This is a genomic window from Nocardia sp. alder85J (assembly GCF_020176955.2).
In the GTDB taxonomy this organism is placed as follows: Bacteria; Actinomycetota; Actinomycetes; order Mycobacteriales; family Mycobacteriaceae; genus Nocardia.
The window spans coordinates 895,013-913,092 of sequence record NZ_JAIUCZ020000002.1 but is presented as its reverse complement, the minus strand read 5'-3'; the positions used below and the strand labels follow the sequence as shown (position 1 = coordinate 913,092).

Sequence of the window (18,080 nt, the reverse complement as noted above, 5' to 3'; positions counted from 1 at the left end):
GTGATCCGCCGGGAGTTCCGCAGCGCTCACCCGGCAAACCGTCCATCTCGAGGATCCTCTGTCCGGGAATGCAATTGCAGATGTCATTCCGGTGACATCCGATTGCCCTATCCCGGACCATCTCGCGTTAGCTGATGGGATACTAGAAGACGTGGCCGCTGGTGACGAACGACCCGTCTGGGCTGTGCGGATGCGATCCGAACGCGAAGCCCGCGGATGGTCACAAGCCGAAGCCGTCCGCGCCATGCGCGCCAAGTCCTCGCACAACCTACCGGCAGACAGTACGCTGCTGCGGAATTGGCGCCGCTGGGAGTCCGGCGAATCGCGGCCGGACGAGTTCTACGCCCCGATCATCGCCGCCGCGTTCGACACCGTGACCGCCGCGTTCTTCCCGAAGGCCCGGCTCAACCGGGACGACGAACTGCTGTCCTCCACCGGTATGGACACCCTGGAATTCGTCGGCCGCCTGCGCATGTCGGATGTCTGCGGCGCCACCCTGGACGCGCTGCGGATCACCGCCGAACGACTGTGCTGCGAATACCCGTTCGGCGACGCGGCGGCGCTGCACGCCGAGGGCACCGCCTGGCTGCGCCGCATCACCTCGCTGCTGGACGGGCGGCTCACGCTGGCCCAGCATCGCGAGGTGCTGGTGCTGGCCGGCTGGGTGGCGCTGCTGGTCGGCTGCCTGGACCACGACCTGGGCCGCCGGGCCGCCGCCGAGGCCGCCCGGCGGGCCGCGCTGTCGCTGGGACATGAGGCCGAGCATGTCGAAATCGTCGGCTGGAGTGCGGAGATGGCCGCGTGGTTCGCCCTCACCCAGGGCAACTACCGCGGCGCGATCGAGGCCGTCGACGGGGTCGCGGCAAGCACCCAGCGCCTCGGGGTCGCGGTGCAACTGTCCGCGCAGCAGGCGAAAGCCTGGGCGCGGCTGGGCGATCGCGGCCGGATGGCGGCGACGCTGGCCGAAAGCCGGGCAATTCTGGAGCGATTGGACCATCCGGCCAATCTGGACAATCACTTCGTCGTCGATCCACAGAAGCTCGACTTCTACGCGATGGACTGCTTCCGGGTGGCGGGCGACGATCGGCTCGCCGAAACGTATGCGCGCCAGGTGATCCAGGACTCGACCGGTCCGGACGGCGCGATCAACAGTCCGATGCGGGTGGCCGAGGCGCAGCTGACGCTCGCGGTGGTCGCCGTGCGCGAACGCGATCTGGAACGCGCGCTGCACGAGGCATTGCGGGCCTTCACCGGACGGCGGCGTTCCCTGCCCTCGCTGCTGTGGATCGCCGGGGAGACGGCCCGGGAGATGATCGGGCGGTATCCGGGCGATCCGCGGACCCGCGCCTATCTGGATCGGCTGCGGTCGCTGGCCCCGTCCTGAGCGCCGGACCATTATTGTGCGACGAATGGATTTCAGTCTGCGTACCTGCTCGTGGCGGGGGCACGCCACGTACGCGCCCGACGAGACGGAACTGGCCGCGCGCCTGCACGTCTCGACACCCGCCGGCGAGGCGTGGCGCTGCCTGCGCTGCGGTGACTTCGTCGTCGGCGAGCCCCGGCAGCACGGCCCGGCCGACGCCGCCCCGGAGGTGCCGCGCGGGCGGCTGCTGCGGGACCGGTTCATCATGCGGCTGCTGGCCGTGGAACGGGTGCTGCGCGGACTGGTGTTCATCGCGCTCGCCTTCGGCGTCTACAAGGTCCGTCACTCGCAGTCGCAGCTGCGGTCGGCCTTCGATCGCGAGATGCCGCTGATCCGCCCGCTGGCCGACCAGATCGGCTGGAACCCGGACAATTCGAAGATCGTGCACTTCATCGAGAAGGGCTGGCAACTGTCGCCGACGACCCTCACGCTGATCGCGGCGGGGTTGCTCGGCTACGCGGCGATCGAACTCGTGGAAGCGGTCGGGCTGTGGCTGGTGCAGCGCTGGGGTGAGTATTTCGCGGTCGTGGCCACGGCGGTGTTCCTGCCGTTCGAGATCTACGAGCTGACCGAGAAGATCACCGTGGTGCGCGCGGGCGCGCTGCTGATCAACGTGGTCGCGGTGGTGTGGCTGCTGTGGTCCAAGCGGCTGTTCGGGATCAACGGCGGCGGCCGGGCCTATCACGCCGAGCACAGCGAGGAGAGTCTGCTCACCGTCGAGCGCGCGGCGCTGACCGACCCCGGCCGGGTGGCGCAGCCGGATCCGGCCTGAGCGACCGCCGTCCGGCACGCCGATCCCGGGTACGGCGTCGGCGCTCGTGGTGACGCGACTAGTCTCGTGCCGGTGACCGAGTCCGCTGGAGGATTGCTGCCCGAGGCGCCCGGCCTGTTCGACGCTGCTGCCGTCGCGGGTCGTGGCGTCGCCGCCGCGATCGATGGCGGGGATCGGCTGCGGCTGTTCTCCTTCACGGTCGCGGAGAAGCGCGGGGAGTATCTGTGGGTGCTGCGGGCGTTCGACCATGCCCGCGCCGCCTACGTGGTGCTACTGCACGCCAGCGATGTCGCCGAGACGCTGGCGCGGCTCCCGGAGGCGCCGCGGCTCACCGCGACCGAGGTCGGCCCGCTGCTGGAGCAGTTGCACCAGTGGGGGGTGCTGGAGCGCAGCTACGACGGCACGCGCGCGGCCACGCTGGCCGAATATCGCAACCGGCACTACGTCTATCAGTTCTCTCAGACCGGATATCAGGCGTATCGGGCGGTCGCCGAGGTACTCGGCGCGCGGGCGGACGAGGCGGCGCTGTCGCGGCTGGTGCTGCCGGAACTGCTGGCCGATCTGGTGGCCCTGGCCGAGGCCAATCGCACCGGCGACGCCGAGCGGGTGTACCGGATCCTGAACCGGCTCGACACCGCGCTGTCGGAGCTGGCCGACCGGGCCGCGCACTTCTACCTCATCCTCGGCGATCTGGTCCGGACCACCGAGGCGACCCCGGAATCCTTTCTCGCGCACAAGGATGCGCTGCTGGCGCACATGCGCGAGTTCAGCATGGACCTGGCCCGCTACGCGCCGCGGCTGGCCGCGGCGATCGCCGAGGTCGAGGCGACCGGGGTGGCGGAGCTGATCGCCCGCGCGGGCGCCACCGACGAGCGGGTACTGCTGAGTGTGGCCGAGCGCGAACAGGATTGGCGGGCCCGATGGCAGGGCCTGCGGGCCTGGTTCGTCGCCGCGGCCGCCGAGGCGGGGTCCGGCGACACGCACACCGGCACCGAGGCGGAGCGGCTACGGGAGGCGACGATGAGCGCGATCGCGGCGGTGCTGTCGCTGCTGCGGCGCGTCACCGAGACCCGCAAGGGCGGCGTGAGCCGCGAGTCGGCGCTGCGGCACCTGGCGGGCTGGTTCACCGCCGCACCCACCGTGGACAGCGCACACGCCCTGTTCGACGCGGTGTTCGGCCTGGGCCGGCCCCGGCACCTGGCGATGGAACATCCGGATGCCGATGTCATCCCGCCGATCCGATCCTGGTGGGACGCACCGCCGTTGGAGATCGCCCGCACCCTCGCCGAGACCGGGCGTCCGCCCTCGCCCGGCGCGCCCTCGCGGATCCAGCGCAACGACGCCGGGGTGCGGCGACTGCGGCAGGCCCAGCTGGAGGCGCAGCGTGAACGCGCCGCCGCCGCCCGGTCGCTGGCCGCCGCCGACGTCCACGACCGTGCGCTCGACGAGCGCGAGACCGAGGTGCTGCTGCGCCTGCTCGACGCGGCGTCCACGGCGTGGGTCCCGGTCAGCGGCCGGGTCGGCACCACCGGCTCCGAGAGCGGGGTCACCCTCACCGTCTCCGAACATCCCGGCTCCACCGTGGTCCACACCGCCCGGGGCCGGCTGTACCTGAACAACCGCCGCCTCGAGGTCCGCGAGAACACCCGCGCGGCACGGGATTCCGCCGCGCACGGGGACCGGCGCGGCACGGCCGCGGCACAGCCGACTCCGCAGCGGACACCGGCCGCACACCGAACCGGAACAGCGACGCCGGGCGCGGCCGAATCGCGGGCGGTGCCGACGCCGGATCGACGGCGGGCAGCAACACCGGGGCGGCAGGCGCCGGGGGTGGATTCGTGATACATGCCCGCGGCATCGCGCCGCTGGCGCTGGACTCGTATCAGCGGGCGGCGCGGGTGGTGCTGGCCAATCATCTGGTGACCCGCACCTATCCGGATCGGATTGCGCTGCCGTTGATCCGGCGCTGGGCGACCGAATTGCGGGAGGATCTGGCCGAGCTGTTCGGATATCGGCTGGAGGTCACCGAGACCACCGCGCGGCTGTTCCCGGTGACGGACCGGCTGGATCCCGGGCGGCCCGCGCGGACTCCGGCGGAGCGGGTGTTCGACCGGCGGCGGTACGCCTATCTGGCGCTGGCCCTGGCCGCACTGGGACGCGCGGGGGATCAGATCACGTTGTCGGAGTTGGCCGATCAGGTAGCCGCCTACGCGACGCGGGTGGACGGGCTGGAGCTGGCCACCGACCGCGCCGCCGATCGGGATGCCTTCGTGGACGCGGTGGCGTGGTTGTCGGCCCGGGGCGCGGTCACCCTCGCCGACGGCGACGCCGGGGGCTGGGCGGCGGATCCGGAGGCCGGGGAGGCGCTCTACGACATCGACCGGTCGGTGGTGCTGGCGATCTTCCGGCCGCCACGGGCCCTCCAGCATCTCCAGAGCGTGACGGGGCTGCTGGCCGAGGGCGGAACCGATGCGGGAGCGCCGGTTTCGCAGGTGCGAGCGGCCGCCGCGCGACGGGTGCGGCGGGCCCTGGTGGAGCTGCCGGTGGTGTACGGCGAGGAGCTCGCCGCCGACGAGCAGGTGTTGCTGGGGTCGGAGAAACTGGTCGCCGAGGTCGAACTGCTCACCGGGCTGCGGGCCGAGCGCCGCGCGGAGGGGGTCGCGTTGATCGACACCTCCGGGCGGCTGTCCGATCTGCGCTTCCCGAGCACCGGCACGCTCGCGCAGGTGGCGTTGCTGCTGATCGGTGAGATCGCCGATCGGGTACTCGACATCGACGATCCGGTCGAGCGGCGGCCCCGGCCCGCGATCGGGTCCGGGCTCGCCGAACGGCTGGATGCGGCGATCCCACTGGCCACCGTGTTCGAGCCGCTGGCCGTCGATTCCGCTGCGGAGGAGGAGGATTCGGAGGCGGAGCGTCCACCGGTCGCGGAGCATCCGTTCCTCGGCTGGGCCTGGATCCGGGAGACCGTGCAGGCGTTGACCGACCGCTACGGTTCCACCTTCGCCGCGCAGTGGCAGGCCGACGTGCCCGCGCTGACCACCGAGGCGGTCGCATTGCTGCGGCGGCTGCGACTGGTCCAGGTCGTCGAGCCCCCGGCCACCGGACTCACGACCGGCAGGCCCACGACCACCGGACCCGGGACCGGTGGGTCAACGACCATCGGGCCTACGACCGGCGAACAGACGGACGGCGGCCCTGCCGACGAGGGCGGGCTCCTGATCCTGCCCGCGCTGGCCCGCTACCGCGGCGCGATCGTGACGGTGCGCACCCGTGCCGAGACCGAATTATTCGCCTCCGCAACGAAACTCGGCGAGAACACGGCCGCGGGCGGCGCCTCGTGACCGCCGACCGTCGACACTGCCACCGACTCCGCACCGGCAGCGTCACACTACCGGCCGGCTGCGCTGCTCAGCCGACCGCCGGAGCTACCCGGCCGACCGGCGGCGTCACCACGTCGACCGGCGGCGTCACCGCATCGGGCGGCGCGCGGCCGCCGATCGGCCGGAACCACAGACCGAGTACGGAAGGGACGGCGAACAGGTGAGCCTCATCCATGGCGGTGTGCGGTTCGTCCCGACCCGGGCGGGGATCGTCAACCTCTGGGACTATCGCGACCAGGAGTTCTGCTTCGCCGACGGGCGGCTGGTGCTGCGCGGGCCGAACGGGTCCGGCAAGACCAAGGGGCTGGAGGTGCTGTTCCCGTTCGTGTTCGACGGGCGGATCGAGCCGCGCCGGCTGAACCCGTTCGCCGGTGAGGAACGCACGATGAAGTCGAATCTGCTGTACCGCAAACAGGATTCGGCGTATTCGTACGTGTGGATGGAGTTCGCGCGCGGCGACTGGGACGACCCCGAGGTGGTCACCGTCGGCATCGGGATGCGGGCCACCAAGTCCTCGGACAAGGTGACGCGCTGGTACTTCGTCGCCGACGGCCGGGTGGGCGTGGACTTCTCGCTGATCGGCGCCGACGATCGGCCGCTGACGCGTAAACAGCTCGCCGAGCAGATCGGCACCGATGCCATCCTGGACCGGCCGCTGGAATACCGCGCCGCCATCGATGCCCGGATGTTCGGGCTCGGCCTGCAACGCTACGACCAGCTGATCAATCTCATCCTGACGTTGCGGCGGCCGCAGCTGGCCAAGAACCTCGACCCGCGCGGACTGTCACAGGCGCTCACCGACGGCCTGCGACCGCTCGACGATCAGCTGATCCTCGACGCCGCACGCTCGTTCAGCGATATGGAGGAGGTGGGCCGTACCCTGGAGGGGCTGGTGCAGGCCGACACCGCCACCCGCGCCTTCGTCGGCGTCTACCGTAAATACCTTGCTGTGCAGGCGAAGTCGGACGTCGACCAGGTGCAGGCGCGGCAGGAGGCGGTGACCCACGCGAGCACCGCACTGTTCGCGGCCACCGTCCTGCGGGAGCGCCGCGACACCGAACGCACCACCGCGGAGACCCGCGCCGAGGAGGCCGATCGCGGCTACGAACAGGCCCTCGCCGATCGCGAGACATTGCAGCGTTCCGGCGCCTACGAGGGCAAACAGCAGCTCGACGACCTCGCCGACGCGGTCCGGCGGCTGGAGACCTCGGCCGCGGTGCACCGGGACAAGGCCACCAAGGCCGGGCAGGTGGTGGACCAGCGCGCCGGTGAGGCCGACCATGCCCGCGCCGCCGAGGAGGCGGCGGTGGCGGCGCTGACCCGCGGCGAGGACGAGTTGCGGACCGCCGCCGAGGAGGCGGGCCTCGACTGGTCCACGCTGCCGGAAACCGCACGCGCGGAACAACTCACGGTCACCGTGCGCAGTCACGCCGAGGAACGCGACGCCGATGTGCGGGCGGTCCGGCAGGCCCTGACGCTGGTCGACACCGCCGAGGCCGACCGGGCCCGCGCCGAGCGCGCCGCGCAGCGCGCCACCGACCAGCGCGACACCGCGACCGCCGCCCTGGCGGAGGCCGAGGCGGGGGTCACCCTGGCCCGCACGAACACCGCCGCGGCACTGCGTGACTGGTGGAAGACCCACCGAGAGGTGTTCGGCCACAGCGACCTGCTCCCGGCATCGGACGCCACGCAGACCGACCTGCTCCCGGCCCTGGAGGCCGCGCAGTTCGAGGGCCACGACGGCCCCGCACCCGCCGAGATCCTCGCCGAGCGCACCGAATCGCTCACCGACGCCATTCGCGGCCGCCGCGAGCAGTTCCGCACCGCCGCCGCGCAGGCGGCCGCCCGGCTGACCGGACTCCGCACCGAACAACAGCAGGTGGCCGCCGAAAAAGACGATGCCCCATCGCCTTTCGCCACTCGCGGCACTCGCACCGGCCGCCCCGGCGCGCCGCTGTGGCAACTGGTCCGCTTCGCCGACCACGTCACCGCCGACCAGGCCGCCGGAATCGAGGCGGCCCTCCAGGCCGCCAACCTGCTCGACGCCTGGTTGTGCGCCGACACCCCGCTGCCCGCCCACGACTCCGACCAGTTCCTGCTGCCCCTCCCCGCACACCTGCGCCCCGTCGGCCGCACCCTCGCCGACGTCCTGGTGGCCGAGGACGGGATGTCCGCGGCCCACGACGTCGCGACCACCGACCCCGTTGCGTACGAGACAGATTCGCCGATACCCGCGGTACCTCGGGAATTCGTTGCCGCCGTGTTGTCATCGATCGCGCTGCACGACGAGATCCCCTCGGCCGCATCGGGTCCGATCGCCACGGCATCGACGTCCACGCCGGCGGAAGCCACGTCGGTGGCCGGACTTCTCGACGACCCGGACGCGGGCCGCGGCGTGGACCGGGTGGCGGTCGCGCTCGACGGGAGTTATCAGCAGGGCGTGCAGGTGGGCAGGCATGCCAAGGCGCATGCCGAGTTCATCGGGGCGACCGCGCGGGCCCGGCGGCGGGCCTTGCGGCTCGCCGAGCTGGAGGCGGCGATCGGGAACGCGGCCGAGGAGGAGCGGGCGGCCCGGGACGCGGAGCGGCGGGAGACCGCCGAGCTGACCCGGATCTCGGCCGCCGCCAAGGCATTACCGCGCAGTACGGCGGTGCTCGCGGCGCAGCGGGCGGTGGCGGAGGCGGCGGGGGTGCTGCGATCGCGGACCGAGACGGCGGCCCAGGCCGAGCGGGATCTCGATCAGGCCGTGGCCGAGCGCACCGCCGCCGACAAGAAGGTGCGCGCAGTGGCCGTGGCGCATCGGGCGCCGCGCGATCCGGCCGAACTGGATGCGCTGGCCGCGGCGATCCGGCATTTCGAGCACACCGGCACCGCGCTGCTGCGGCTGCGCGGGGATCAGCAGCGCGAGGGTGAGCGGCGCCGGGAGGCCGAGGACCGGCTGGCCGAATCGCGGGATCTGGCCGAGGCTTTCGCCGAGGAGGCCGAGGCCGCGCGCAGCGGATATCAGGAGCAGTCGCGCAAGCTGGAGACGCTGCGGGAGGCGCTGGGCGCCGGCGCCGCCGATATCGACCGGGAGCTGACACTGGCCCGGGAGCGCATCGATGCCGCACGCGCGGAACAGAAGTCGGCCCGCAAGGCGGCCGCCGAGGCGATCGAGGGGGTCGGCACCGCCGAGGGGGCCTATCGGGCCGCGCACGACGCGCTGCGGGCCGCGCTCACCGAACTGCTCGCCGATGTGCGGGCGCTGGCGCCGTACGCGCGCCCGGATCTGCTGTCGCTGCTGGGCGCCGCGCCCGCGCGGTGGCCGGCGGCCGACGGCGCCTGGTCCACCCCGGAGCAGTTGCTGTACCGGATCGAGACCGGTGGCCCGGACGCGGAACCGCGGGTACTGCCCGAGGAGGTGCAGCAGCTGTTCGACGGGCTGTGTGCCGCAACGGCTTCGGTGCGGGCCGGGGAGGCGGTGCGCAAGTCCACCCGCAGCACGGTGACCGCCGCACTCCAGGAGTTCGACGCCGCGCTCGCCACCGCCGGGCAGGACTACCGCCTGCACTGGGATGCCGCCGACGGGCTGACCGTGGTGCAGGTGCACGACGAGCAGGGGGTGGCGGCCCTCGCCGATTTCGCCGACCGCATCGCCGCCGCCCGCGCCGATCAGGAGTTGCTGCTCACCGATGCCGAGCGTCGCATCCTGGAGGACGCGCTGCTGTCCGGCCTGGCCCAGCAGATCCACGAGCGCACCGGCGACGCCAGGGAACTCATCACCCGGATGGGTGCGGAGATGAAGCAGCGCCGGATGTCCTCGGGCAACACCATCGGCGTGCACTGGGTGCTGGCCGACACGCTGTCGGAGTCCGCGCGGGCGGTGTGCAAGATGCTCGACCGGGACGCCTCCGAACTCTCCCCCGGCGATCTGGCCACCGTCCGCGCCCATTTCGCGGCGGAGATCCGGACTGCCCGCGCCGCGCACCCGGAACGGTCCTATCCCGAAATCCTGGCCACCACACTGGATTACCGCACCTGGCGGGTGTTCGCGTTCACCCTGGTCACCGCGGACGGCGCCGAGGATCGGCTGACCGTGGCGCGGCACAGCGCGCTGTCCGGCGGCGAGCAGTCGGTGTCGCTGCACCTGCCGCTGTTCGCGGCCGCGCACGTGATGCTGGACTCCGCGGACCCGCAGGCGCCGCGGCTGCTGGCGCTGGACGAGGCGTTCGCGGGGGTCGACGACAACGGCCGCAGCGAATTGCTGGGCCTGTCGGTCGATTTCGATCTCGACCTGTTCATGACCGGCTACGACCTGTGGATCACCTACGACCACGTCCCCGCCTGCGCTCACTACGACCTGGCCCACTCGGCGGCGGAGAACACCGTCAGCGCGACCCTGCTGGTCTGGGACTCGAGGGATCTGCTCGCCGAACACGACGGCTCCGATCTGACCACGGCGCTCGGCTCGCCCGGCCGCAGGCGGGTCGCGCACACCGTGGAGGGCGGCATCACCTTCGACGAGGCGCTGGAACTCGCGCCCTGACGAAACGGCGAACGGGGCGGGGCCGGATGTCCGGCCCCGCCCCGTCGCGTCTTTCCCGGTGTCAGCAGATGCCGGCGAAGACCGTGTCCAGCGCGTTCGACGGGATGCGCCCGGCGGCGTCACGGATCTGGTCGGCGCTGGGCTCGTCGATCAGCATCCCGTCCGGTCCGATGAAGCCCGCGAGCATCTGGCGGTCGGACGGCGAGGCCTGGTTCAGCAGCGGATCGTACTTGGCCTTGACCGTCGGCCAGTTCTGCTGGACGCACTGCACCTTCGCGTCCGTGGCCCACTCGGCGTCGGCCGACGCGACGCCGACCGAGGTCAGCGCCAGGCTCGCCGCGGTGAACGCCAGCAGGTGAATCGCCCTTTTTACGAACATGTCTTGCTCCCTTCGGGGGTACAGCACGAGGTCTGTGTGGATCCGGTGAAGCACGGCGGTAAGTTCTACCCTGTCCGGCGAGCGTTTCCGGTGACCTCGCCCCGGCAAGTCCGAGAATCACGCCCGGCTACGGCGTGTCACCCCCGCACGCCGGTGAGTTTCTCCGAGAGTTCCCACAGCTGTCCGGCGTGGCCCGGGTCGGTGAGGTAGGGCAGATAGTGGCCGGTGGGCGGGACGTCGTCGGCCGTCCACGGCTGCCCGACGGCACAGTTGTCGAGGTAGAGGCCACCGCGCCCGGCCAGTTCCGGGGCCACCGCCGCCCACACCGAGGTGGCCGCGCCCTGGGCGGCGGTCTTCCAGCCGGGCATGTCGGTGCGCAGCGCCCCCTGTTCGTCGGCCCAGCCCAGTTCCCGGTAGTCGGCGGCGGACAGGTGCCGTTGCAGGTCGGTCATGATCGCGCCCGGCATCACGGCGTTGGCGGTGATCCCCGACGCGCCGTACCGGGCGGTGAACCCGACCGCGAACAGGCCGTTGGCGGTCTTGGACTGTCCGTAGGCCCGCCACGGGTCGTACGGGCGGTCCTCGTAGTTCGGATCGGTGAAATCGACATCGCTGCGCCGGTGCGCCCGGGAGGACAACGCCACCACCCGCGCCCGGTCGGCCGCGCGCAGCGCCGGCAGCAACTCGACCGTCAGCGCGAAGTGACCCAGATGGTTGACCCCGAACTGGGATTCGAAGCCGTCCGCGGTGCGGGTGAACGGGGTGGCCATGATTCCGGCGTTGTTCACCAGCAGGTCCAGCCGCCGGCCCGTGGCCAGATACTCGGCGCCGAAGGCGTGCACCGAGTCCAGCGCGTCCAGTCGCAGGGTGCGGAATTCGACGGCGGGATTGCCGGTCGCGGCGCGCATCGCGGCGGCGGCCCGCTCGCCCCGCTCACGGTCGCGGGCGGCGAGGACGACGCGGGCGCCGGCCGCGGCCAGTGCCCGCGCGGTCTCGGCGCCGATGCCCGCGGCCCCGCCGGTGACGATCACCTCCGTGCCGGTCAGATCGTGGCCCCGCAGCACCTCGTCCGCGGTGCTGTGCTCGTCGAAAGTCATGGCGCGCTCCTGTGTTCCGTTCTTGTTCCGGCTCCAGCGTGCCGCCGCCGCGCGCGGTGACCAAGGCCCGGCGACACCTGGCAGCGGCGCTGCCACCCACGGACGATTTGCCACACTGGTGCGGTGGTGGACGTGGACAACGGTCTCGGGGAATTCCTGCGCGCCCGGCGCGCCCGGCTGCGGCCGGAGGATGTCGGCCTGCCCGCCGGCACGACCCGCCGCCGCACACCCGGCCTGCGCCGGGAGGAACTGGCCGCGCTGACGGGCATCGGCATCGACTATCTCAACCGCCTCGAGCAGGGCCGCGAGACCAACCCGGGCACCGGCGTGCTCGACGCGATCGCGCGGGCGTTGCGGTTCAACGAGGAGGAGCACGCGCACCTGTACACGCTGGCGCGGCACGCGGCCGGGCGCAGCGCCCCCGCACGCAGTCCCGATCACACCCTCCGGCCGGGAATCCACCTGCTGTTGCACAACATTCGTCCCTGCCCGGCCTATGTGCTGTCCCGCTACAGCGATGTGCTGGCCGCCAATCCCGAGGGCCTGGCCCTGCACACCGGACTGGAGAAATGGCCGCCGGGACAACGGAATACGGTCCGGTACCTGTTCCGCGACCCGATCACCCATGTGCTGTTCCCGGACCGGGACCGGCTCGCCCGGGTCACCGTCGCCCGGGTGCACCGCCTGTTCGCCGAGGATCCCGCCCCCGCACTACGCCTGCTGATCGACGAACTGCACGAGCACAGCCCCGAATTCGCGCGCCTGTGGGAGCGGCACGAGATCGCCACGCGCACCGGCGATCTCCGGCAGTTCCACCACCCCGTGGCCGGTGATTTCAGCCTGGGCGCGGAAACCCTCCAGCTCGGCGACACCGGCCTCCGGATGACCGTCTACCAGGCCACACCCGGCACACCCGGCGAGCAGGCCGTGCTGACGCTGGCCCGCCATGTCGCGGCGGGTGAGGCGGCGGCGACACCCGACTCCGAGTCTTCGGCTGTCCGAACCACTTCCGGCCAGTAGCTGCGCCGGCACACCACCCGGGTCTAGTGCGCCGCCATCGCGGCGATACGCAGGTCGCGGGTGCGGATCTGGTGGGCGATCATGGCGGTGCGGGCTCGTTCGGCGTCGGCGGCGAGTACGGCGGCCAAGATCTCGCGGTGTTCGATCTCGATCTGCGCCAGGTTGTCCGGCGCGCGGACCTGGTCGGCCTCGAAGGGGGCCATCTGGGCGTCGAGGCGGTCCATCAGTTCGCCGATGGTGCCGTTGTGCGCGGCCTCGCGCAGGGCGTGGTGCCAGTCGCGGTGCAGGCTCAGCGCCGTCTCGGGGTCGGCGCTCGCGACGGCGTTGTCGAACATCCGTGACAGCCGGGCCAGGTCGATCTCGGAGCGGCGGGTGGCCGCGGAGAACGCCACGGCCGATTCCAGGGCGATGCGGGCGTCGTAGATCTCCAGCAGTTCCTCGTTCGTGCGTGCGCGGACCCGGTATCCGCGCGACGCCTGGCTCACCAGGCCCTCGTATTCCAAGCGCTGCAACGCTTCCCGGACCGGCGTGCGCGAGACGCCGAGTTCCGCGCCGACGGCCGCCGGAATCAGCAGCGACCCGGGCGGATACGCCCGGCCGGTGATCCGGTCACGCAACTGTTTGTACGGCGACGACTGCTGGTGCATCGACCCATCTTCCTCTCCTGCGCGTCCGGGCACCGGGCAACGACTACCAGGCCGCGCGGAGCTCCGCCAAGGGTTCGAATCTCTGTGTATACAAATGACGACATTTGCGTGCAGTGATGTCAGTGTTCCTCTCGCAAACCAGCGAACGAGGAGAATCATGCGAACACCACCTCGGCCGATGTGGGTCGGACGCCGTGTCTGACACGCTCGCCACCACCGCCCGGCGATCCGCCGGCACCCGGCGGCGGACCGGCTCGCTGCGCGCGCTGCTGCCGTGGGCCGTGCCCGTCCTGCTGGTCCTGGCCTGGCAGTGGGCCGCCACCACCGGCGCCGTCGACGCGACGATCCTGCCGCCGCCGAGCAAGGTGCTCGGCACCGCGCGCTCGCTGTGGGACGACGGTGAACTGCCGCGCTATCTGCTGGCCAGCGTGCGGCGGGTGGCGATCGGATTCGGGATCGGCGCCGCGATCGGGCTGGTGCTGGGTTTCGCGGTCGGGTTGTCCGGGATCGCCGAGGCGCTGGTGGACCGGACGGTGCAGATGCTGCGCGCCGTGCCGCACCTGGCGGTGGTGCCGCTGCTGATCGCCGCGTTCGGGATCGGCGAACTGCCCAAGATCGTGCTGGTCGCCCTCGGCGTGCTGTTCCCCGTCTATCTCAACACCGTCGCGGGGATCCGGGCCGTCGACCCGAAACTGGTGCAGCTCGGCCGTTCCTACGGGCTGCGCACTCCCGGATTGATCCGCGAGATCGTGGTGCCCGGCGCGATGCCGATGATCCTCACCGGAATCCGGTACGCGCTCGGGGTGGCGTGGCTGACCCTGGTGGTCGGCGAGACCATCGCCACCAGCGACGGCATCGGCTATCTGGCCCAGAACGGCCGCGATCTGCTGCGCAACGACCGCATCGTGCTCGCGATCCTGCTCTACGCGCTGGCCGGGCTGATCGCCGATCAGCTGGTCCGGCTGCTGGAGCGGCGGGTGCTGCGCTGGAATGTCAACTACCGGAAGGACTCCCGCCGATGACCGGCGCACGCCAGGTCGGGCTCGAGCTGTCCGGGGTCGGCCACCGGTACCGGGACGCCACCATCCTGCACGGACTCGACCTCACCATCGAGCCGGGCGAATTCGTCACCGTGCTGGGACCCAGCGGCGTCGGCAAATCCACGCTGCTGCGGCTGCTGGCCGGTCTGGAACAGCCCGGCACCGGGCGGGTCCGGTCCATCGGCGACCGGACGGCGCTGTGCCGCATGATGTTCCAGGAGGACCGGCTGTTGCCGTGGAAGTCCGTGCTGGACAACGTCCGGCTCGGCGTGCGTGGCCGCCGCGACCGCGCGGTGGAGCTGCTGGACGCGGTGGGACTGGCCGGGCGGGAACGGGATCGGCCGCTGGAACTGTCCGGCGGGCAGCGCCAGCGGGTGGCGCTGGCCCGCGCGCTGCTGCACCAGCCGGACGTGCTGCTGCTCGACGAACCGTTCGGCGCGCTCGACGCCATCACCCGGGTCACCATGCAGCAGTTGCTGGAACGGCTGCTCGCCGAAGCGCCCCGCACCGTCGTGCTGGTCACCCACGACGTCGAGGAGGCCCTGATCCTCTCCGACCGCGTGCTGCTGCTCACCGGCGACGGCATCACCCGCGACCTGCGCATCGACGGCCCCCGGCCGCGCTCGCGCGGCGACGCCGGACTCGCCGCGCGCAAGGCCGAACTCCTCGACGGGCTGCTGGCCGCCGACCGCGCGGTGCACACCTGAGCGGATCGCTCACACCGGTCCGCACACCACCCGGGCACACCCTCGGTACCCGGGCTCCGCTCCCGTCCCACCCCAACGGAAAGGTTTCCCACGATGTCACCCACCCTCAGCAGGCGCGGATTCGTCAGTGCCGGCGCCGGATTGCTCGGGCTGTCCGCCCTGGCGCTCGCGGCCTGCGGTAAGGGCTCGAGTTCCGGCGGCAAGGACGACGCACCGCTGACCCGCGTGCGGTACGCGCTGATCGGCGACGGCCGCGCCGAACCGGGCACGGTGCTGCGGAACAAGCTCAGCGGGGTCGATATCGGCGCGGAACTCGGTGGCGTGCAATTGGAATGGCCGACCGGCTTCCCCGCCTCGCTGCCGGTGATGGAGGCGATCAAGGCGCACAGCGTCGACTTCTCGTTCGCGACCGCCACCGCGGTCATCTACGCCATCGGCGGCGGGGTGCCGATCGTGCCGCTGGTGGCATATCCGTTGCCCGCCAGCGAGGTCGAGATCCTGGTGCCACAGGGGTCGCCGATCCGGTCGGCCGCCGACCTGAAGGGCCGCCGGGTCGCCGACCAGCGGGGCACCACCGGAACCTACAGCCTGATCAAATATCTCGACTCCGCCGGCCTGACCATCGGCGACATCCAGTACGCGAATCTCACCGCCGCCGACGCCGAATCCGCGTTCGCACAGGGCAAGGTCGACGCCTGGATCACCTGGCAGCCCACCGCCGAACTGGCCCGCCGCCGGCACAACGCCGCGACCCTGCCGAACGTGCGTACCTACGACTACGCCTTCTTCGTCGCGAGCGAGTCGTTCGCGAACAACCATCCGCGGCAGGCCGCCACGCTGGTCCGGGCCGTCCGCGACGCGCAGCGCTGGATCGAGGCCGATCCGGACGCGTCGGTCGCCGCGTTCACGAAGCTCGGCGGCTTCGGCGACAACCAGCTGGAGGCCGACGTGTACCGGGATCTGGTGAAGACCCGGCGGCTGTCGTATTCCGGTGCGGGACAGTTCACCTCGGTCGGGCACGACGCCATCGCGGGCACCCAGGACCTCGCCGACAACTTCCACCGGCTCGGCGTCTACCCCGACAAGGTGGACGTCACCACCTGGTTGCAGGATTCCCGATTCGATTCCATCAAGCGCGTCGTCGACGCCGAACTGGCGAAATAGGTTGCGATCCATCATGTCCGACACACAGATGCATCTCGCCGCCTTCGTCACCGCCGGTCCGGGCCGCCCGGGTGGCTGGCGCTACCCCGGTTCGGTGCCCGGCTGGCTGCACCAGGGCTACTACCAGAACATCGCCCGCACCCTGGAGGAGGGCCGTTTCGACCTGGCCTTCTTCGCCGACATCCTGTCGGTGCCGCACCGTTTCGGCGGCAGCACCGACAGCCAGTTGCGCAACGGGGCGCTGGGCTCGCTGCGCCTGGATCCACTGCACGTGCTGGCCTCGATGGGTGCGGTCACCGAGCGGCTCGGGCTGGCCGCCACGGTCTCGACCACCTACGCGCAGCCCTATACCGTGGCCCGCTCCTTCGCCACCCTGGACCATCTCACCGGCGGCCGCGCGGCCTGGAACATCGTCACCTCGTTCCAGGAGGCCGAGGCCCGGAACTTCGACCGCGACAGCCAGTTCCCGCGCGCGCTGCGCTACGAACGGGCCGACGAATTCCTCGAGGTGGCCGGGAAGCTCTGGGACAGCTGGGACGACGGCGCGCTGGTGCTGGACCCGGCGGCACCGCTGTTCGCCGATCCCGAGCGGGTCCGCGCCGTCGACCACGCCGGCGAATTCTTCACCGTCCGTGGGCCGTTGAACGTGCCGCGCCCGCCGCAGGGCTATCCGGTGCTGATCCAGGCCGGGGCCTCGGCGAAGGGCAAGGATTTCGCCGCCCGCTGGTCGGACGTGATCTTCTGTAGCCACGCGTCGCTGGAGTCGGCCCAGGCGTTCTACACCGAGATCAAGGAGCGCGCGGCCGCGCACGGCCGCGATCCGCGCACGGTGAAGATCCTGCCCTCGATCACCCCGATCATCGGCCCCACCACCGCGATCGCCCGGCAGCTGCACGACGAGCTGTTCGATCTGGTGCCGCCGCTGGGCGGCCTGTCGACCCTCGCCTACCACCTCGACGTGGACCTCTCGACGTTCCCGCTGGACGAGCGACTCCCGGAGGTGGAAGTGCCCGGCGTCGAGGGTCACTACCGCGAGGTCCGGGAGATCACCGAACGCGACGGACTGACCCTGCGCCAGCTCGGCAAGCAGTACGGCGGCCGGGTGGAGGGCGGTTTCGTCGGCACCGCCGCGGAGGTCGCCGACGGTCTGGAACAGTGGTTCACCGGCGGGGCCTGCGACGGGTTCACCGTGCAGGCCCCCTACCAGCCCGGCGGATTCGAGGACTTCACCCGCCAGGTGGTCCCGGAGTTGCAGCGGCGCGGCCTGTTCCGCACCGAGTACACCGGCCACACCCTGCGCGACCACCTCGACCTGCCCCGCGTCGAGTCCGGCGAATGGACCCGGCGCATCCCCGCGGCCCGGAAGGCGCTGTCGTGAGCGCCGATCCGGCATCGGGTTCCGGCACTGGGGCCGCCGTGGCCCGCGACGACTCGGCGTCCCCGGCCCATGTGACGAGCGGCGCCCCGGCACCGGCGGCGAACAATGCCGCCGCAGAGGACAACTCGGCCTCGGTGTCCGCGCACACGATCGCGGGGACACCGGGCCGGTACGTGCTCGATGCCCGCGCGAACCACCTGATCACCGATTCCCGTTTCGGCTCCGGCGAAGCCGTCCGCGCGGGCGAACTGCTGCTCGGCGCACTGGTGTCGTGCGCCCTGGCGAATATCGAGAACAACGCCGCCACAGCGGAACTCCCGATCACCGGGGTCCGGGCCGAGGCGACGCACGCCCGCGATCCCGAGGACCCGACTCGCTACGTGTACACCCGGATGACGGTGCGCGTCGGCGGCGTCGACCAGCCCACCGCCGAGGCGCTGGCGGCGAAGTACGCGGCCACCTGCCCGATCTACAACACCGTATTGCGCGGCAGCGGAATCGAACTGGCGGTATTCGCCGACCGAGCGCGGTGATTCCCCCGGCAG

Annotated in this window: 15 protein-coding genes; 11 read left to right on the top strand and 4 right to left on the bottom strand. The window is 71.7% G+C overall.

Annotated elements, in window-relative coordinates; genetic code table 11:
- The first annotated feature begins 151 nt into the window (after nt 1–151).
- The 4 genes from LBW94_RS10295 (at nt 152) to LBW94_RS10280 (ending at nt 5,539) form a co-directional block, all read left to right on the top strand.
- Nucleotides 152–1,384, top strand: coding sequence for a helix-turn-helix domain-containing protein (locus tag LBW94_RS10295; protein ID WP_266270500.1), 1,233 nt, complete (start codon nt 152–154; stop codon nt 1,382–1,384).
- Nucleotides 1,385–1,409: 25 nt separating this feature from the next.
- Nucleotides 1,410–2,195 (top strand): DUF2127 domain-containing protein, encoded by a 786-nt coding sequence (locus LBW94_RS10290; RefSeq protein WP_225053440.1) that lies wholly within the window; start codon nt 1,410–1,412, stop codon nt 2,193–2,195.
- A 177-nt stretch (nt 2,196–2,372) separates the two neighbouring features.
- Nucleotides 2,373–4,037 carry a TIGR02677 family protein gene (locus LBW94_RS10285; RefSeq protein WP_323137838.1) on the top strand — a complete coding sequence of 555 codons (1,665 nt, stop codon included), beginning with the start codon at nt 2,373–2,375 and terminating at the stop codon, nt 4,035–4,037.
- On the top strand, nt 4,037–5,539 hold the full coding sequence (locus tag LBW94_RS10280; protein WP_225053842.1) for a TIGR02678 family protein: 1,503 nt from the start codon (nt 4,037–4,039) through the stop codon (nt 5,537–5,539). The genes LBW94_RS10285 and LBW94_RS10280 overlap by 1 nt, the downstream gene beginning before the upstream one ends.
- A 67-nt stretch (nt 5,540–5,606) precedes the next feature.
- Here LBW94_RS10280 and LBW94_RS10275 read toward each other — a convergent pair whose 3' ends face one another.
- Nucleotides 5,607–5,753 (bottom strand): hypothetical protein, encoded by a 147-nt coding sequence (locus LBW94_RS10275; protein ID WP_225053439.1) that lies wholly within the window; start codon nt 5,751–5,753, stop codon nt 5,607–5,609.
- On the opposite strand from LBW94_RS10275, the gene LBW94_RS10270 reads away from it, so the two are divergent.
- Nucleotides 5,739–10,103: an SbcC/MukB-like Walker B domain-containing protein gene (locus LBW94_RS10270; RefSeq protein WP_225053438.1), complete on the top strand. Its 4,365-nt coding sequence runs from the start codon at nt 5,739–5,741 to the stop codon at nt 10,101–10,103. The two genes, LBW94_RS10275 and LBW94_RS10270, sit on opposite strands and share 15 nt — an antisense overlap.
- A 61-nt stretch (nt 10,104–10,164) precedes the next feature.
- Here LBW94_RS10270 and LBW94_RS10265 read toward each other — a convergent pair whose 3' ends face one another.
- Together LBW94_RS10265 and LBW94_RS10260 are read right to left on the bottom strand one after the other, a co-directional pair.
- Entirely contained in the window at nt 10,165–10,482 is a 318-nt protein-coding gene (locus LBW94_RS10265; RefSeq protein WP_225053436.1) for a hypothetical protein, read from the bottom strand.
- A 137-nt stretch (nt 10,483–10,619) separates the two neighbouring features.
- On the bottom strand, nt 10,620–11,579 hold the full coding sequence (locus tag LBW94_RS10260; RefSeq protein WP_225053434.1) for an SDR family NAD(P)-dependent oxidoreductase: 960 nt from the start codon (nt 11,577–11,579) through the stop codon (nt 10,620–10,622).
- Nucleotides 11,580–11,702: 123 nt separating this feature from the next.
- Between LBW94_RS10260 and LBW94_RS10255 the strand changes: the two genes are divergently transcribed.
- Nucleotides 11,703–12,599 carry a helix-turn-helix transcriptional regulator gene (locus LBW94_RS10255; RefSeq protein ID WP_225053432.1) on the top strand — a complete coding sequence of 299 codons (897 nt, stop codon included), beginning with the start codon at nt 11,703–11,705 and terminating at the stop codon, nt 12,597–12,599.
- A gap of 23 nt (nt 12,600–12,622) precedes the next feature.
- Here the strand turns inward: LBW94_RS10255 and LBW94_RS10250 are convergent, their stop codons facing one another.
- Nucleotides 12,623–13,246: a GntR family transcriptional regulator gene (locus LBW94_RS10250; RefSeq protein WP_225053431.1), complete on the bottom strand. Its 624-nt coding sequence runs from the start codon at nt 13,244–13,246 to the stop codon at nt 12,623–12,625.
- A 194-nt stretch (nt 13,247–13,440) separates the two neighbouring features.
- On the opposite strand from LBW94_RS10250, the gene LBW94_RS10245 reads away from it, so the two are divergent.
- The 5 genes from LBW94_RS10245 to LBW94_RS10225 all read left to right on the top strand — a co-directional run bounded on the left by LBW94_RS10245 (nt 13,441) and on the right by LBW94_RS10225 (nt 18,068).
- The gene (locus tag LBW94_RS10245; RefSeq protein ID WP_225053430.1) at nt 13,441–14,268 is read left to right on the top strand and encodes an ABC transporter permease; all 828 of its coding nucleotides are present in this window, start codon (nt 13,441–13,443) and stop codon (nt 14,266–14,268) included.
- Nucleotides 14,265–14,993, top strand: a complete 729-nt coding sequence (locus LBW94_RS10240) for an ABC transporter ATP-binding protein (protein ID WP_225053429.1) — start codon at nt 14,265–14,267, stop codon at nt 14,991–14,993. Before LBW94_RS10245 ends, LBW94_RS10240 begins: the two co-directional genes overlap by 4 nt.
- 93 nt (nt 14,994–15,086) lie before the next feature.
- Nucleotides 15,087–16,157, top strand: a complete 1,071-nt coding sequence (locus tag LBW94_RS10235) for an ABC transporter substrate-binding protein (protein ID WP_225053428.1) — start codon at nt 15,087–15,089, stop codon at nt 16,155–16,157.
- Nucleotides 16,158–16,170: 13 nt separating this feature from the next.
- On the top strand, nt 16,171–17,535 hold the full coding sequence (locus LBW94_RS10230) for an LLM class flavin-dependent oxidoreductase (RefSeq protein WP_225053427.1): 1,365 nt from the start codon (nt 16,171–16,173) through the stop codon (nt 17,533–17,535).
- A complete protein-coding gene (locus tag LBW94_RS10225) occupies nt 17,532–18,068 on the top strand; it encodes an OsmC family protein (protein WP_225053426.1) in 537 nt (178 codons plus the stop codon). Before LBW94_RS10230 ends, LBW94_RS10225 begins: the two co-directional genes overlap by 4 nt.
- Nucleotides 18,069–18,080 lie beyond the last annotated feature (12 nt).